Origin of the sequence: Roseovarius sp. A-2 (genome assembly GCF_002072155.1) — a bacterium.
Taxonomy (GTDB): Bacteria; Pseudomonadota; Alphaproteobacteria; order Rhodobacterales; family Rhodobacteraceae; genus Roseovarius.
Map to the genome: position 1 here is coordinate 91,953 of NZ_BDIY01000010.1, position 17,675 is coordinate 109,627.

At 55.4% G+C, this 17,675-nt stretch carries 12 protein-coding genes and 3 pseudogenes; 7 read left to right on the plus strand and 8 right to left on the minus strand.

The annotated features are described in order from the left end of the window. Positions 1–15: 15 nt before the first annotated feature. Together istA and BHD06_RS23045 are read right to left on the minus strand one after the other, a co-directional pair. Positions 16–861 (minus strand): annotated as a pseudogene (gene istA / locus BHD06_RS12965) (IS21 family transposase); the annotation flags it as partial. A 119-nt stretch (positions 862–980) separates the two neighbouring features. Continuing rightward, the gene (locus BHD06_RS23045; RefSeq protein WP_139784727.1) at positions 981–1,733 is read right to left on the minus strand and encodes a hypothetical protein; all 753 of its coding nucleotides are present in this window, start codon (positions 1,731–1,733) and stop codon (positions 981–983) included. 42 nt (positions 1,734–1,775) lie between these two features. On the opposite strand from BHD06_RS23045, the gene BHD06_RS24645 reads away from it, so the two are divergent. The 4 genes and pseudogenes from BHD06_RS24645 to BHD06_RS12985 form a co-directional block, all read left to right on the plus strand. Next, on the plus strand, positions 1,776–6,956 hold the full coding sequence (locus BHD06_RS24645; RefSeq protein WP_139784728.1) for an Ig-like domain-containing protein: 5,181 nt from the start codon (positions 1,776–1,778) through the stop codon (positions 6,954–6,956). Positions 6,957–7,229: 273 nt separating this feature from the next. Next, on the plus strand, positions 7,230–7,823 hold the full coding sequence (locus BHD06_RS12975; protein ID WP_080457416.1) for a recombinase family protein: 594 nt from the start codon (positions 7,230–7,232) through the stop codon (positions 7,821–7,823). Further along, the gene (locus tag BHD06_RS12980; protein ID WP_254892404.1) at positions 7,820–8,299 is read left to right on the plus strand and encodes a hypothetical protein; all 480 of its coding nucleotides are present in this window, start codon (positions 7,820–7,822) and stop codon (positions 8,297–8,299) included. Before BHD06_RS12975 ends, BHD06_RS12980 begins: the two co-directional genes overlap by 4 nt. A gap of 55 nt (positions 8,300–8,354) precedes the next feature. Beyond that, positions 8,355–8,669: pseudogene (locus BHD06_RS12985) on the plus strand (transposase); the annotation flags it as partial. Positions 8,670–9,085: 416 nt separating this feature from the next. Here BHD06_RS12985 and BHD06_RS12990 read toward each other — a convergent pair. The 5 genes from BHD06_RS12990 to BHD06_RS13005 form a co-directional block, all read right to left on the minus strand. After that, positions 9,086–9,724, minus strand: a complete 639-nt coding sequence (locus BHD06_RS12990; RefSeq protein WP_139784729.1) for a hypothetical protein — start codon at positions 9,722–9,724, stop codon at positions 9,086–9,088. A gap of 1 nt (position 9,725) precedes the next feature. After that, a complete protein-coding gene (locus tag BHD06_RS12995; RefSeq protein WP_139784730.1) occupies positions 9,726–13,643 on the minus strand; it encodes a hypothetical protein in 3,918 nt (1,305 codons plus the stop codon). After that, a complete protein-coding gene (locus BHD06_RS23050) occupies positions 13,636–13,884 on the minus strand; it encodes a hypothetical protein (protein WP_139784731.1) in 249 nt (82 codons plus the stop codon). Before BHD06_RS23050 ends, BHD06_RS12995 begins: the two co-directional genes overlap by 8 nt. A gap of 2 nt (positions 13,885–13,886) precedes the next feature. Next, positions 13,887–14,315, minus strand: coding sequence for a toxin-activating lysine-acyltransferase (locus BHD06_RS13000; RefSeq protein WP_080457449.1), 429 nt, complete (start codon positions 14,313–14,315; stop codon positions 13,887–13,889). A 99-nt stretch (positions 14,316–14,414) separates the two neighbouring features. Further along, positions 14,415–14,921: a hypothetical protein gene (locus tag BHD06_RS13005; protein ID WP_080457419.1), complete on the minus strand. Its 507-nt coding sequence runs from the start codon at positions 14,919–14,921 to the stop codon at positions 14,415–14,417. A 73-nt stretch (positions 14,922–14,994) separates the two neighbouring features. Between BHD06_RS13005 and BHD06_RS13010 the strand changes: the two are divergent. Continuing rightward, positions 14,995–15,702 (plus strand): annotated as a pseudogene (locus BHD06_RS13010) (IS6 family transposase); the annotation flags it as partial. 28 nt (positions 15,703–15,730) lie between these two features. Here BHD06_RS13010 and BHD06_RS13015 read toward each other — a convergent pair. After that, complete coding sequence (locus BHD06_RS13015; protein WP_080457420.1) at positions 15,731–16,585, minus strand: helix-turn-helix domain-containing protein; 855 nt, start codon at positions 16,583–16,585, stop codon at positions 15,731–15,733. Between the two features lie 96 nt (positions 16,586–16,681). On the opposite strand from BHD06_RS13015, the gene BHD06_RS13020 reads away from it, so the two are divergent. Together BHD06_RS13020 and BHD06_RS23055 are read left to right on the plus strand one after the other, a co-directional pair. Beyond that, positions 16,682–17,263 carry a recombinase family protein gene (locus BHD06_RS13020; RefSeq protein WP_080457421.1) on the plus strand — a complete coding sequence of 194 codons (582 nt, stop codon included), beginning with the start codon at positions 16,682–16,684 and terminating at the stop codon, positions 17,261–17,263. A gap of 99 nt (positions 17,264–17,362) precedes the next feature. Beyond that, positions 17,363–17,674: a hypothetical protein gene (locus BHD06_RS23055; RefSeq protein ID WP_139784732.1), complete on the plus strand. Its 312-nt coding sequence runs from the start codon at positions 17,363–17,365 to the stop codon at positions 17,672–17,674. Position 17,675 lies beyond the last annotated feature (1 nt).

The following is a 17,675-nucleotide window of genomic DNA, read 5'->3' on the forward strand; positions in this document are numbered from 1 at the left end:
TCGCGCACACGCTCAGATAACTTGGCAATGCCCGCGCAGGACATCCGCCTGACGTTTGAGGCACTGTGCCTCCAGGTAATCGTTGAACGCGCCCCAGGTTGCAAACCGCGGGATCGGCACCATGAAGTTGCGGCGCGAGTAACCGACCAGCCCCTCCGCGTTGCCCTTGTCATTGCCCTTGCCGGGCCGCCCGTAGCGGTCACGGAACAGGTAATGTGACATGAACCCGCTGAACAGCGTGGCCCTCTGACGTGTCCCATCCGGCAGGATCTTCGCAACCAGACAGCGGTCGTTGTCGTAGAGGACCGACACCGGCACCTTGCCGAAGAACGCGAAGGCGTGAACGTGGCCATCCACCCAAGCCTCGGCAGTGGCTGCCGGATAGGTTCGCACGAAGCAGGCATCACTGTGCGGCAGATCCATGACAAAGAAATGCGCCTTCTGCTCGATGCCGCCGATGACGACCACCGCCTCGCCGAAGTCAGCCTGGGCATGACCGGGCGGATGCGCCAGCGGCACGAACATCTCGCGGCCGCGCCGTTCGCGCTGTCGCATGTAATCCTTCACGATCGTGTAGCCCCCGGTGAACCCGTGCTCGTCGCGAAGCCGTTCGAACACCCGCTTCGCCGTGTGCCGCTGCTTGCGATGGACCTCCCGATCGCCGTCCAGCCAACTGTCGATGATCCCGGTGAAGGCATCCAGCTTCGGTCGCTTGATCGGGGCCGACCGCCGATACCCAGGCGGAACTGAAAACGCCATCATCTTGGCTACGCTGTCGCGCGAGATGTTGAAATGCCGCGCCGCCTCACGCTGGCTCATGCCCTCAGCGCAGGCCAGCCGAACCTTCCGATACAAATCCACAGTGAAAATCCTCCCACCCTCCCTGTCACCAGAAAGGGTAAAGGTGGACGACTTTTACGCCGCCCGCAGCAGGCTCATCCCGCCGCTACCGTGGCCGACTTTCGCACCGCCGTTCTCAGTCAGTCCAGCATTGGAATAGTCAATTTCAATTCATCAGCTTCACCGGTCACATCAGCCGTCTTTAAAACTAACAGAACATCCTGTGCAAAAATTGGAAAAGCTTCAATAGGTATCGGTGTCAGCTCTGGACCACCGCCAATGAACAATAGACGAGCCGAAATCTGATCGTAGCCAACGTGCAAAAAGCAGTTCATGGACTCCGTTGGGTGACGATCGAGCTCCTTCGAGCATGTGATGATGTGCGGAGGTAAATTCTTCCTGTCAGGATTAAGCTTAGGCACATATCGGTATAATTTTCTTCCCCAGACGGGATCCCAATACGGCCGATAATGTTGATAGGTTTCATAGACAACGCCGCCAAATTCCCGAGTCCCCACAAGCTTTGTTCCGCGCAGTGATGCTTCGAGCCATACCGGCCAACCACCCCGAGCGGTAACGATCAGTTCAACGGATTTGTCGTAGCGCAGCCCCTCGACCCGCCGCGGGTTAAAGAACATGCGCATCCGACGATCATCTGGTGAGGGTGTGTAACCGTCATCCTGACAGACGCGGAAGAAATACGGGCCGACCGGGATAATCGCTCCGTCTGGAACAAATTTATCTAGTCCTGATGACCAACCATAAACGCCTTCACACCAAGCCTGGCTTAGCGCTGCAGGCGGCGCAGGTGCGTAGGGACCGCCGTCTGCTATGCTTTCACCCACGAAAGCTAGCACAACAACCCAAGGGAGAAAAAACTTGCGGAGAATCACGCTTGACGCTCATATGGTGGAAGCATTTTTAGAGGATGACGTGTGTCGTATCAGATTTCAACCACGCAGATCGACCCCGAAACAGGCTTTACACATTTCAAAACGCTGGAAAGTATTGCAGGAGACCCGAATCCAGATTGGGCACGATTCTACTCAAAGATTTACGACTACACGGCCAATCTGGATGATCAGAGCAACAGTGCCAATCCCAATGTGCGAGAATGGTTCAGTGTCGCAGCACAGGCAAACGCTGGTGTCGGTGCACCCTCTAATCTGATACGCGATTACACTGCGGCGCAGGTTGGCATTCGAACTGGCGGTACGGTATCATCTGCAACGCTAGATGATGCATCGGATGCAATCGCTTCCTCCATTTGGCAGGCCATGTCTAGCAATGGCGACCTACCGACTTTCGAAGACATTCGGACTGAAGATGCCCAGAACGTTGTAAACGTTCTACAAAACGACGGGCACAACGTCGGCTTCAATGTCTGGTCGGGTAACGTTTTGTTTGTCGGGCTTGGTGATAACGAACCATTGATAGACAATCTTATCCCGTCTTCGAGCAATTCGTCGTACGACCTATTTGCGGCTGGGCAGGCTCTCGGTGTCGCTGGTTTAGGCTCAATACTTGGTTCGGGATGGGGCTCCGCGTTAACACTTTTAAGCAATACAACCAGCGTCCTGGCAGCCAACGCGGCAACAGATGATTTTTTGAGTCGCCTCTATGGCAACTTCGCCCCAACCGTCCTTGGCGTAGCTTGGTCAGCTAAGGTGGGTCGGCAAGATAATAGCAGCGATTTGCTGACGGGAACAAATTCCCAAGACGTTATCCATAGTGGCACTGGCGACGATGTAATCGTTGGTTCATTGGGATTCGATTTACTCGATGGCGGTGAAAATTTCGATTTCGTGGACTTCGGCTCATACTTGAACCCGTACCTGCTCGATCTGACCAATCAGGCAATGGGCTCCTACAATGGATCAGTCAGTTATTCTGGCAGCGTATTCAATGCAGAGCTGCTTTCGGATTCTGTATCACATCTTTTCAATATCGAAGCTCTGCGTCTTGGTCGTAGTGATGACATCTTGCGCCTGGATGCAAATCCGACGCTGCAACGGATCGACGGCGGTGGCAGTCTGGAAAAAGGGGATTTGATCGACCTTTCTGATTCAACAACCGGTGCGACGGTTTTTTTAGAAGAGGTTGGCAGCGGTTCGGGTTCTGTAGCGCTGACAAGCGGATCGCTTGAAATAATCGGTTTCGACAACGTCAACGGCACCCAACACGCCGACACGATCACGGGTGGCAAGGACCGCAACACGCTTAGGGGTGGCGCGGATGTCGACACGATCGACGGCGGCGCTGGCCACGACGATATCCACGGCGGAGAAGGTAACGACAGCATCCAAGGCGGAGATGGGGCGGACTGGCTCTATGATCGTGGTGCCGATGACGGCATCAGGGAAAACGAAACCCTGAACCAATATTTGAACCGTGTCTTGGCCTATGATGGCGAAGGCAACGATACGCTGGAGGGCGGTGCCGGGGCGGATGTTCTGATGCACTCGGGTGGTACGGATGTGTTTGAAGGCGGTGAGGATGATGATCTTTATATGGTCGCTCCGCAGGTGGCTTTGGGTAATGTCGCGACAGATGATCTGACCATCGTTTTGTCGGGCAATTTCGGCCATGACCTGATCACCGGTGGACCAGCAGGTGTGAACACGGTTGAGTTTCAGGGTATTAACAGCTCTGACATCACGGTGAACTACGAGTATGCCTCCACCCTTCTGCAAAGCATCTATTCCAATTTCGACCCGATCTTCGGCTGGACGCTCGATCCAAGTTCGGTGGAAGCGGGGATATTTCAATCGGTTGGCACGCTCGAAATCATCGTCAATTCGACTGGTGCCAGCATAACGGTGGAAAACGTTACCGGCTCATTCAGTCAGCAGCTGAGTGGAAATGGAAGCTTTCAGCCCGCCGCATTCATCCGCAATCCTTTTGAACTGGTGTTGGATGATGGTCTGCTCGACCTCAACACAGTCCTGGTCACCAACGGTAGCATCACCAATGGCCAGGTCAGCAACACCGCGTTCGATGCTCTGGGGGCGCTGGAGGATGAACGAGCGATTCCGGAAGACACGCTCACGGGCGGCAGCGAAGACGATACCCTGTATGGCTCAACGGCGTCTAACGTTGTGAGAGGCTTCGAAGGCGACGACACGCTGTTTGGCGGCGGCGGGGCGGATATTCTTTTCGGCGGCGAAGGAGCCGATCAACTGATTGGCGGGTCAGGTATTGATACGGCAAGCTATGCAAACGCAACCGCTGGCGTTAGCGTTCGCCTGTTGAACAACAGCTTTCAGTCAGGTGAGGCTGTCGGTGACGAGTTGATCTCGATTGAAAACCTGACCGGGTCCACCTTTGACGACACACTCGGCGGCGATGGCAACTCGAATGTCATTCATGGCGGTGACGGCCACGATCAGCTTTATGCTCTGGGCGGCGGTGACGACAGCTATTATGGTGAGGCAGGCAATGACACGCTTGAAACCGCGGATGGCAACGATTTTCTCGACGGTGGCGAGGGGGATGATCAGCTTAAGGCGGGCATCGGTATCAATACCGTTCTGGGCGGCGCGGGAGATGATCTTCTGATCAATGATGGTTCGCCCGATTTGGTCTATGATCCCAGCCAGGGATGGATCACCGTCTGGCAAGGCGGCCAGGGAACTTACGATGGCGGAATCGGCACCGACACGTTCGAGGTCTATTTTGAAGGCGGCCTCGTCGTGGACCTGGCGGCAAATCGCGCTGATTTCGGGTCGACCGGTCATCATGCCACGCTTGTTTCAATCGAGAATGTGACGACAGGTCGGGGTGATGATCTCATTCGTGGGAGTGATGGAAGCAATGTCCTTGATGGCGATCAGGGCAACGATACCATTCTTGGTGGGGGTGGCCACGACACCTTGATCGGCGGCGACGGCAATGATGTCATTTTCGGCGGCACGGGCAACGATACCGCGCAGCTGAATGTCATCAGCACCGCCGTGACATTCGAATATGTCGATGGCGGTGTTAAAGTCGTCATAGACGATACACATCCGGATTATAGCTACGAAATGGAGACGGGTACTGTCATTATCTATGACGATGTTGAAGATATTGCGTTCTCAGACCAGACCTTTACTTACGCATCCATTGCTGGTCCGCTGCAAACCGAATTCGATGTGATTGACGACAATTTCCGTGTTGATGAAGGTCAAACGGTCGCGATTGATCTGTTGGCAAATGACCTGGAATTCGGCGGCGACCCAATCGGCTTGACCGAGATCAACGGGGTCGCGGTGTCGCCAGGAGACACCATTCGGCTTGACAACGGCGCACTGATTACGGTGCTGACCAACGGCCAGATCGAGTTTAATCAGCAGGGAGCGTTTGCTGCTCTCAATGACGGCGACACCGCCGTTCAGGTTATTACCTATTCCGCCACAGATTCATCAGGCGTGAACAAAACCGCGTCGCTTACCATCGTGCTGGATGGTGTCGCCAGCGCCCCCAATCAGGTCCATATCGACAACAACCTTGTCGCAGTCGAAACCGATCCGGACGAAGCAGCGGCCACCCGGGTTGCGAATTTCTACATCGCAAGTTCCATCGTTGTGGTCGATGGCGTGTATATCGATCCCAATGATCCGCAGACCGATGTGACCCTCGATGAAATCAACGGTGATACCTATATTCTCTTCGGCTCAGACGATGCGATCATCCTGAACGACGTCGCTCTTGCGGCTTGGCAACATGTCTCGGCGCAGCAGATCCAAGGTACATCTGAAAACGATCTGATCGGCGGCACTGATGAGGCAGACGTCATCATCGGAGGCGATGGTCATGACACTATCAACGCTGAGGGCGGCGATGATGTGATTGTGGGTGGCGCAGGCAATGACGACATCAATCTCGCTGGCGGCAATCACGTTGTGCTCGGTGGTGAGGGAGATGATGACGTCCGATCGGGCACCGGCGATGACCTCATCTACGGCAATGCCGGAGATGATTACCTGAGCGGCAATCACGGTTCCGATACGATTTCCGGTGGTGACGGGGCGGATACGCTCATTGGCGACGGTGGCGACGACACGCTTCAGGGCAGTGACGGAAATGATGTCTTGCTTGGCGGTGCGGGTCAGGACGTGTTCGACGGTGGTGGAGGCGACGATTGGATTGAGCTGTACCAAGAAGATATCCTGGGCGTCGCGCCTGGTGCAGTGGTTGATCTCAGGGCGGGTATCCTAAGCTGGCACAACCTGATGCCGGTAGAGCAACTAATCAGCATCGAAAACGTCCTTGGAACCGGTGGGGATGACCTCATCTTCGGTGACGACGGGGCGAATATCATCGGTGGCAATGATACATTGCTTGGCAGCACGGGTGATGACACATTCGATGGCGGTGATGGCATCGATACGCTCGACTTTTCCTACACCTCCTCCAATCTCACGAGTCTGAACCTGGCCACAGAAACGGTGACCTTCGAAGGTGGGTTTTCAGAAATCATCGCCAATTTTGAGAACGCTATAGGCGGCTCCGGGAGTGACACGCTGATTGGCAATGGTCAGGCCAACATGCTGGATGGTGGACAAGGAGACGACAGCCATTTCGGCGGAGGCGGAGATGACCTGATAGTTGGCAGCCTCGGCGACGATACATTCGATGGCGGTGACGGCGTCGATACGATCGACTTCTCCTACACCGCATCGAACCTGACTGACTTCAATCTTGCAACGCAAACCGTCACTTTCGCGGGTGGCTTTTCAGAAACCATTACGAATTTCGAGAACGCGATTGGCGGCTCCGGCAATGACAGCGTCACCGGGACCGCGTCGAACAACGTTCTCGAAGGGGGCGCAGGCAACGACACGCTCGACGGCGGCGCGGGCAATGACGTGCTGCGCGGCGGGATCGGGGCGGATACCTTCGTGTTCCGCCAGAGTTCGGGCAACGACGGGATCGCGGATTTCGGCATCGAGGACTCGATTGCACTTGAGGCCGCGCTGCTCGGCGGCGGCAGCCCTGATGCCGAGGACCTCCGGGATATTTCCACGCTAAACGACGACGGCTTCCTCGTGCTAAATTTCGGGAACGGCGACACGCTCACCTTCACCGGCATTACCAATACCGACACCATCTTGGGTGATGTCAGCTTCATCTGATGCTGTCAGCGCCTATAGGACAGATTGGAGGGCATTGCCAACTTGAGGAATACGGGTTTGCCTGGAAGTGGACCCCTGGTGCCATCGACTGGCTGCTCAAGGCCACCAAAGACCTGATACCCGAGCCGCGGGGGCATGGACCGGTGCAATGAAGGTGTCATTACGGGTATACCCAAAGCGGCGCGGCGCATGAACACCAACCGCCGTGGAATACCTGTTCATTTTGGGCCTATTTTTATATATTGAACACATATCGTCATAGGCACACCAAAAATGAACAGATCGAGCCCCAAAATCGGCTATGCCCGAACATCGACCGTCGATCAGAACCTCGATGCCCAAATCGAGGCGCTGACAGCCGCAGGATGTGGGATGGTGCGCCAAGAACAGCGCAGTGGGGCCACGCTTGAGGGTCGTCCCGAGCTGAAGACGATCCTCGACTTCATCCATCCAGGTGAAACCCTGATGGTCACACGGATCGACCGCCTGGCCCGCTCGATGCAGGATCTTCAGGCCATTGTCGCCAGGCTGAAGGAAAAGGGTGCCCATCTGGCGGCCACCGAGCAGCCCGTGGATACCTCCACGGCGACGGGCAAAGCGTTCTTCGACATGCTTGGCGTCTTTGCGGAGTTTGAGACCAACCTCCGCCGCGAGCGGCAGGCCGAAGGGATCAAGGCCGCCAAACGCAAAGGGGTCTATCGGGGTCGCCCGCCCAGGATCGATATGGCGGCCATTCAGACCAAACTCGGTGCTGGCCTCTCCCCAACGGAAATTGCCCGCGAGATGGGGATCTCGCGCGGGACTGTCTATAATGCAAAGGCTGAAATGCTGACTGTCAACGAGATCACAGAGGTGCCAACTGCATGAAGAAGCCCCCGCGCAAACGAAAGCCATCCGCGCCCAAGGCACCTGCGCAAACTTGGGTCAAGGTGCCACCACCACGTAACCTGACCCCAGAGCTTTGCGATCGGCTGCGCCGGGACATGATGAAGGCATGCCTCGCCGTGGCAGAAACCCACGGGCTGACAGTGGAAGGGGGCTATCTCGCGGATATCGACCTGCGCCACAGTTTTGAGATCAGCTTCCGCGTCGGCATCCCGCAGCAGGACGGCGCGATCTATTCCCCGGACAAGGCCATGTTCGAGGTTCTTGCACCTCATTTTGGGCTGGAGCCCTCAGACTATGGCCGCACCTTCCGGTCGAAGGATGAGTTGTTCCGCATTGTCGCCATCAATCCCAACAGGCCGAAATACCCAGTCAGTGCTGAACGCGTCTCAGATGGAAGGGGCTTCAAGTTCCCCGCAGATAACGTCGCCATGTACCTGCAGCATTCAGGCCCATAGCTCGTACACCTTTTGTTCCATCAAACGATCAAATATGGCACCGCCCAGGGAGAGCTTTCGCAAGGGTCGTGACTTTGCCGCCTGGACTGGTCTGACACCGAAACAACATTCGACAGGTGGCAAGACGCGTCTGGGGCGAACCTCGAAAATGGGCCAGAAGGATATTCGCAGATTGCTCATCTTAGGGGCCATGTCCGTCATCCAGTCGGTAGAACGCAAAGGTGGCGCCCCCGACGGATCTTGGCTTGATCATATGCTGAAACGTAAACCTAAGCTGTTGGTGGCGGTTACTCTGGCAAACAAGATGGCCCGAATGGCCTGGGCCCTGATGAAAAATGACGATGTATATCGAGTACAGCTGGCAGCCTGACGCAAGCCAGTTGTCAGCCGGAATGCGGTAGATCTTAGCGGAGGATTATGGGCGAACAGTCGAGAATGACGGGATTGGGAAAACCAGGGAGCGTGTATGGAGTAAACACCCCGCAAATATGATTTGGATCCGATCTTCGAACTATCCATAAGGGCCCGCGGCCACATGCGCCGCAACCAGAGGCCGGACACACGTAGGAACTCGACCGCATTTCCCAAAATTACCAAAAGATTCTGCTTGCGTTCCCGGAGGCGTCCACACACACGCTCGGGCCTGTTGGGCCGTCAAGCTGAAAAGCCCGTGGGGCCCAGCTGGCGCTTACGAATCAATCAATCTAACAATTTATTGAAGCGTCGCGGGAACATCGCTTTGCTATGTTTTAGTTTGATCTGCGCAACCACCCCGCGATTTCAGATCTATGACTTCTGGTCGTAAATTCTTCTTTTGGTTTTCTTTGCTAAATCTGCCGCCGCCAATTTAATTTCTTGCTCGGGCGTTTTGATGGCAGCGGCACCAAGGATTGTCGGTCGCGCCCCTGAACTTCCACTCACATCCATGCCCCGCCCGACCAGAGCGCCGTTATCCGTACGGAACAACCTAGTCTTGGCGGTAATGGAACTGGCACTACTGCCCAGAAGAACACCCGTGGCACCGTTAGCGATAAAGACGTTCAGTACAGTCACCTCAGCTTTCACGGGAGTGCCTCCGCTCGGGTTAGCCCTCGTCAACTCTTGCAGCATGGCCTTCTTGACCTCTGCCAGAATCCCATCCTTGGGATAATCAAAACTTCTGCCGGATTGCGTGATGTGGTCCACAAAACTGACATCGACATCCACGATCCTGACATCTGACATAGAAACAGATCCACTGGCATTGGCCGTCGTCGGAGCCGTAACAGGCGTTTGGGTTGACGTTGCAGTGTCGCCTGTTGTAGTTTGGCATCCTGCCGCCAGACCGGCAAGGGAAAATCCCAGAAACAGCCTTCTACTTATCATTTGTTTTACCTCTTGTTTTGCGCGCCGATCACGCCGGGCTGAATTTCGTACGTGTTCCATCTTAAACGAACATGAAATCATCAGAAGACAGGTCGATCAGGGCCGTGTCTGATAAACGCACGGTTCCTCCAGTCCAAGAGATCAGAGCATCACCATTCTGTGCTGCAATACTTAGATCACCATACTGAATTCCCTCGAACTGAAGGTGATCAATCCCGGCCTCGAAGTCAGTGATGGTATCCACCCCATGCCCGGCTTTGAAGATAAACAAATCCGTGCCTGCTCCACCGATCATCAAGTCATTTCCGCCATCACCGCGAAAGGTGTCATGGCCATTCCCGCCAAGCAGTCGATCTGCGCCTGCTCCACCAATCAGGATGTCATTGCCGTTCCCGCCCGATAGCGTATCGTTACCATTGCGTCCGAAGAGCTTATCCCTACCATGCCAGCCCCAGATCGTGTTGTTCTGACCGTCCCCGCGGAGATCGTCATTGTATTCTGATCCATATAGATTCTCGATAGAATTGTAGATGTCGCCCGCAGCCTCCCCGGTGTTCGAAGACGCGATTTGCAGATCGGCAATGACACTGGCCGCAGCTCCGCTGTATTGTGCCCGATCTCTACCCGCGCCCCCAACCAACTGATCGGCTCCTGATCCACCAATCAGGACGTCATTACCATCTCCGCCGCGAATTATATCCTGTCCATCACCACCCAAGATGCTGTCGTTACCAGCCGCACCTTCTAAAATATCGTCCCCATCACCCGCATCCAACGTATCATCGCCGTTGCCTCCGATAAGTATGTCGTTGCCACCATAAGATTTTATGAGATCATCCCCACCTAGCCCACGCACTTTGTCATCGCCATTGGCGGTGTAGAAGACGTTGTCGATATCATCGCCCGTCGCATCATATGGGTCCGAAAGACCCAAAGCCCGCGCTTGGGCGATCGTTGCTACCCAGCCTGCGGATAAAGCGGTATCCGGTGCCGAAAGGAGCAGGGCGTCAATTGCATCCTGGTTTTCGAGGTAGGTGTGATAATCATGCGCAATCTGAAGGTTGCTTGCTACCAGATGGTGAATCGCCTCATCATCGTAGGTCACCTCTGGCAGATCAAAGGCTGCAACAAAGTCTTCATAGGTGACGAAGTCGCTCTGAGTGAGAAAGTCAAACAGGGTGTCCGATTGCGTGAGTTGTTCGATAGCCAGCAAGGTCTGGACATCAAAAGCTGTTTCCTGAAATCTGATAGTCCCATGCTCTTCGTTTACAAGAACCGTCGTGAATGGGGAGGTGCTGACTGCTTCGGCACCGTCACCCGGTTCCCGCTCCTGAACAAGAATGTCGCTGCCGTCCTCTGAAAAATAGATGATTTTGTCCCTGAACGTCACGGCATATTCGTACTCCCGCACCGCAATGGTATCATCGCCCTGTCTGACCATTACATCATAGGAATCTACAAGAACATCGTTCTCATGCAGAGCATCAACAAAAAGCTTCAATCGGTGTTCAAGGCGAAGCTGGGCAACGTCAATCCCCTCAAATACCCGAACAGCGCCCAGTTGGCCATCATTTACCTGAATATTTGTAAGGTCTGTCACGTAAGCGTTGAGATAGGTGTCCTGAAAATCCGCAAATGTCTGGCCCTGAGCGCCCGCGTTCATCAATGCATCCTCGTAGTGCCCGAATGACCATTGTGCCAAATCGCTGTAGTTGTGCGATTGCGCCATGATTGCATCCACAAAGCCGTTCATGCCTTCGACATAGGCCTCGGCAAGAGAACGACTCAGTTCGACATTTCCTCCGTCATCCGACCAGGTCTCTAAAATCGCAAACCGTCCAGTCTCCGCATCGAACCCGACATTGGTCCAGGCTTGCGGGTCTTTGTCGAAAATTGAATCAAAGAGGTTGCCGACAAACCATCCGACAATCGCCCCCGCCGGTCCGGCGAAAGCACCCAATGCGTGTAACGCGTTGAACGCCGCCAGGGCTGCTGAGGTGATGGCGGAAGCAATCTGCCCCTCAAGGGTTTCCAGATCGGGTAAAACCTCGTTGATGACTGCCGTGAACACAAGTCCCGTCCACCCAACAACGCCTTCGTTAAGAGTGGTGCTGGGGTTGTCGGACGGAAAACCGCCGATCTCGATATTCTCGATCGTCTTGATCGATGCCTCTGAAAGGCCGATGTTTTCAAAGATCTGCAAGGTCTGCGGCGACGAAAGAAAGCTCTCCAAACCGTTTCCGAGAATCTCTGTCAATCCGGCATTGACGACAGCATCGAAAATCGCTCCCGGCGTATCTTCAAGCGCAGTTATCTCGAACACCTCGGCAAGGATCAGTTGGTTGATCACCGAAATCGCGGTCTCGGCACCGTTGACAACCAGTTCTCCGCCGAAATCCTCGAAACTGACCTCAAAGGCCGTGTCGATCTGAGCGCCCAAGTTCAGATCGCCGTAATCGATCAGACCGCGATGCGTCACACCGCCGATCACCTCGCCAAGGTTCTCCAGCACGGTTCCGATCATCGTGTCGGTTGCGATCTGCTCCATCACATTGGCACCATCGCCCAGAAACGCATGGCTCAGGAACGGCGTCAGCGACCCGGCTATGCTCTCCCCGGCTTGCTGTCCGGTCAGATATTTCTCCTCATATGAGATGACATTGCCGTTGCCGTCCTCGACCGCCTTTATGTAGATCAGGTTGCCCGCCCCGTTCGAGGCAGTTGTTTCCCGCACCACCGACTGTGTGCCATCCGCATTGGTGATCAGGGTTTTCTGGATTTCCGTATTGGTGCCGGGAATGTTCACGACGCCGAAATACGGCGCGCCGTCACTGTCGTACCGGAGGGTGTCCCAATCGAGATTGGCCAGTTCGTACGGAGTCATATGGCTGAGCACCGAGTCGTTATGCACCCGGACGCCACCGGCGACGTAGTTGTGATATGTCTCCACCTCGAAATTATAGGTGGTCCAGCCTTGTGCGGCGTCCTCTTTCAGAACCGCATTGCCCTCGAACGCTACGGACTTCGTTGCCGATTCCGGAAAGAGATGAGCGGTTGCGGCAGAATAGGCGATCACTTCGCCCTTCGCTTCGACGATCTCGCCCGACGCGTCCACCAGCCGCACCCTGCCGCCGCCGAGGCGCAACATGTGGCCGATCTCCACGTAATCGCCGGTCTCGGTCAGAAACCGGTGGCCGGGGGTGGCGACGAGGTTATTACGATCCTCGAAGGTGAGGCGGATGAAGTCGGAGGTGGTGTTTCGGAAGAGCTTGGTGACGCGACCGGGGACGGGGGTGCCGTCGGCGTCGTGGGCGAGGACGCAATCATCAGGGGTGATTTCCTCGATGACTTTGGTTGAACCGTCCCACATGTGTACCGGAGTGTCGCCAAGAAAACACTCTTGAGGCTCCGACACATTGAATTGGAACGCGTCTTTCAGGGTGCCGTCAATGACGGTGTTTGCTTGCGTACCCGATGTCCTGTTGCCGTCTTTGTCATATTCTATGATTACTGAATGAACGATATTTGCACGCTCGCCATTCACCCACGTCTGCCCGATAATCTCATGCTGATAGTATGTCCAAGACCCGTCTGGATTGATCGTGATCAATTCAACCGGCTTTTGGAAATACCCCTGTTCTACCATGTGCTCGTAGAGTGCGGCGCCAGCATCATGGCCCATTTTACCGCCTGAGGCTGCACCGGCTGTTCCGATTGATGCTGCCAAGAAGGGGTTTAAATTAGCAGCCCCGGCAGCAGTCCCCGCAACACCGCCAATTATACCCCCAACGAAGTCGCCGACACCTTGATAGGTGTCCTTTATCGTTATTCCGCCGTCTGAACCCTGATCATATATAATCGCGCCAATGTCGATCACGGTACCAGCTACGCCTTTTAGCTCAACATTGCGCCAGTCCAAGATGAATCCAATACCAGTCGATACAATTTCGCCAGTGTTTCCTTCGTCGCTATCACTCATTTCTTGGCCTTACCATTATTACTAGATCCCTGACCGCCGACATAATCGCTACACACAAGGCAATGAGGTTTGCATACCAATAGCGTTGCATGACAACATGATCATCGAAGAGATTTCGGAATAAAATCACTGCAACTATCACACCAACAATAAAAGATCCCCAACTTCCGTCATTCTTCCAACGGCGCTCAAATAACCAACGCCACTTCATATTTTTCTTATCCACTTTCGGAGATTTCATTTTCAATCCGCTGAACGAGCACCACCCCTTTGGGTAGCGCCTTCTGATGTGTCTGCTGCCGTTTTCAAAAACTTCTCCATAAACACCTCCCTCGAATTGAACGGTGACACGCAATCCACCACCACGACGGTTTCCCCTGACCGCCAATCTTTCAACTCCAACGGGGTTCCGACCTCAACCTTAGCCTTCACCGCGTCCGTGACCTGTGCCCAACTCAGGAACGCCACCGGCGATTTGCCTTTCGAGTAGATCTTGAATTGTCGCAGAAAGATCGGTGTTGCGACGATGCGCTCGATCTCGCGGATCGGCAGGTCGCGATAGCGTTTATCCATGGTCATCAGCCAGACGGCCTGTCCGAGCGCGGAGCCGAAGGTGCTGGCATCGACGCCGACATCAGCGCTACCTTTTCCTGCGGTCTGTCCAGACGTCATTCGCTCTACCCAACCCACGCTATCGTCGCGATCACACCATTTTGGGTTGTTCTCGTATAACAAAAAAAGATTGTCAATCGCTCGCGCACTTGCATTGTGTCACCGCACTTTCTTCAAAATCACTTCCATTGTGGTCACGCCATACTGAATACGCGTGCCTGCGTCGATATCCAGTCGCTTGCCATCCTTGATGAACTGTTTCTCCGAAACGTAGTAATTAATCCGCTTAAGCGTCACATCGTAACCGTTCTGCTTCAAGGCATCTCCGGCAATACTGAGGAGGTTTGTCAAATCCCCCATACGGCCCGGTGTTACCGTTACCCGGCACAAGTTGCTCCGCGAAAGCACGCCGACGGTCGAAGGTCCGATGATCGTCGGGTTTGACACGCTCATACCCCAGCGGTCTTTCCGGCGCGACCCCGTAAAGCCATGCGACACAAGACTGCCCAAATCCTGTCCCGCCAACTGGTGCCCGGCACAGGCCACCACCGCCGCGCGGACTTTTGTAATGATCGCTTCGTTCAGGACTTCTGCCTGTAGGGGTCCGCCTGCCCCAACTATAAAGAACAGCGCCAGCGTTCGCCGGGAAATATTCTGAATGGTCATGGTTGGGTCTCCTGAGCAGATGCGCAGGCATTGCCAACTTGCTGAGGCATCTTGGTGCGTCTAACGTTATGTCATGAGAATTCCAACCGAGATGCCGCGCCTGAAGGGCTATCGTTTCCCCCGTGAAGTCGTGGCCTATGCCGTATGGGCCTATCATCGCTTCGCGCTCAGCACGGCGGACGTCGAGGATCTGCTGGCTGAACGCGGTGTAACCGTCAGCCGGGAAACCGTGCGCAAGTGGGTGAACCGGTTTGGTAAGCATTTTGCCGATTGCATCAAGCGTGACCGTCAAACCGCGGCTGACAAATGGCATCTGGACGAAGTTGTCGTTCCGATCAACGGCGTGAAGCAATGGTTGTGGCGGGCGGTCGATACGAACGGGGACGTTCTGGATATCCTTGTTCAGCCGCGCCGCAATGCCAAAGCCGCCAAGCGTTTCCTTGCGCGGCTGATCGCCCGCTTTGGCAAACCGCGTGTCGTCGTGACTGACAAATTGCGCAGTTACATCAAACCGATCCGGGCTCTTGCGCCTAAGGCTGATCATCGGGCGCACAAAGGGCTCAACAACCGCATCGAAGGTTCCCATCGACCGACCCGCAAACGAGAGAAGCTGATGGGGCGGTTCAAATCGCCCCGACAGGCTCAGCGATTTCTGGATGCCCATGATCAGATCAACGTCGTCTTTCGTCCCCGCCGCTATCAACTCTCTGCCATCTCATATCGCCACGCCAGGGCCGACGCGTTCGACCTCTGGAAAGTCTACGCTGCCGAAATAACCGCCTGCCAGCCGCAGTTCTCACGCCTCTCAATCACGCAAAAACAAGTTGGCAATGCCTTCCACGTCCTTGCGGCCGGGCCACGGCCGAAAACACCAGCCGAAACCGCAAGGCGGCGGCCGCCTGGTCGAGATGGTCGGAGGTGAAATCGCTGCCGTGATCGACGTAGAGGACTTCCGGAATGCCGCAGACCGGCCAGTCCGGGTTTTGTTTGCGCCAGATGGCCTGCCGGAGCGCCAGCGCGGTTTGCAGCGCCGAGGGTGCGCCCAGAAACACCAGATATCCGGCAATGACGCGGGAATGATCGTCCATGATCGCGGTCAACCAGGGCCGCACAGCGGTGCCATCCGCATCGAGGATCAACATGTCGAGCATCGTGTGGTCCGCTTGCCAGAGGGCATTCGGTGCAGCGGCACGATGCCGGTAGATCAGTTCGTAGCGGTCGCGATACGCGGCGGCACCCTCCTGAGCGAGCGTAACCATCGCCGGATCGAGCGCCTGAATGATCGACCAGACTGTGCTGTAGGACGGGATGTGCCAGTCTTGGTTTGTCGCCACTGCCGCGATGCGTCGGTAAATCGCGGCACAGGACGGTCGGGGTTTGCGCAAGGCCATTCCCTCGATCAGCCGCACCAACTCGTCGGGCAGCTTGCGCCTGTCTCCATCGGATCGGCGACGGCGGTTCAATCCATCAAGTCCTTCCGTCTTGTAGCGAGACAGCCATCGCTGCGCAGTCCGGATAGGCACCTCTGCCGCGCGGGCGGCAGCCGTCAGTGAAACGTCGTCTTCCAGATGCGGGCGAATGACGGAAAAACGGCGCATCGCTTCGTCCATCATCCTGTCCTTTCGCATGTCCGTAAGGGGATCGATCAGCGGACGTTTTGGCATCACGGAGTACCTCGCATAAAACCAGCATCCCTACTGTATCACATAAATGGTACGATTAAATTTGCAAAAGAGGCCCCTTATCCGTACAATGCTTACATGATTTCCACAAAAATCGGATACGCGCGCTGCTCGACCGACCGACAGGACCTGTCGGCGCAAAAACAGGCGCTCGAAAATCTGGGCGTTGCCTCAGATCGCATCTATACCGACCACGGGCTGACCGGCACCAACCGTGACCGCCCCGGTCTGGACCAGGCCCTCGCCGCCGTGCGCGAGGGGGATACCCTCGTCGTGCCCAAACTCGACCGGCTGGCGCGCTCCGTGCCCGACGCACGCGACATCGCCGACAAGCTGAAGGCGCGTGGCGTGAACCTCGCTTTGGGCGCGTCGGTCTATGATCCAAGCGATCCGATGGGAAAGATGTTCTTCAACATCCTCGCCACCTTCGCGGAATTCGAAGCCGACCTGATCCGCATGCGCACCCGCGAAGGCATGGCCATCGCCCGCGCAAAGGGTAAACTGCGCGGCAAACAGCCGAAGCTCTCGGAGCGCCAATCCCGCGAGTTGCGACGGATGTACGATACAGGCGACTATTCCGTCAGCGATCTGGCCGAGGTGTTTTCCGTTTCCCGACCAACGATCTATCGAACGTTGCAGAGAGTGCCGGGCGTGGGGTAGGTTGGAGCTGAAGTCGCTCGGAAATTGAGCGTGACGAGAAGGACCGTCTGTGAACATATTCGCTTACAAATTTGATCTCAGTGCAGAAAGGTAGACTAGATGACTGAAAAATCACCTGTCACCGTTATTTCATATATTTCCAATCGAGGTGCACTTGTTCGCATTGATCCTCAGCTCATGCCAGTACCTTTTGAGGAAGGTCAAAGCTTCTCAGCACAAATAGAAGTCGGATGTACCGCAGAAAAAATGACCTCCTATGAATTTAATTTTGAGTTCAAGAAGGAAGCGTCATCTGCCACGGGACGGGTTTCTCCAAAAGCGGCTATGGGAATAATCGAAGGCTTAACGGAAGGTCCAGCGACCTTTGAGTTCTTCAAGATAGACAACGTGCTACGCACCACTGCGGCTTAAA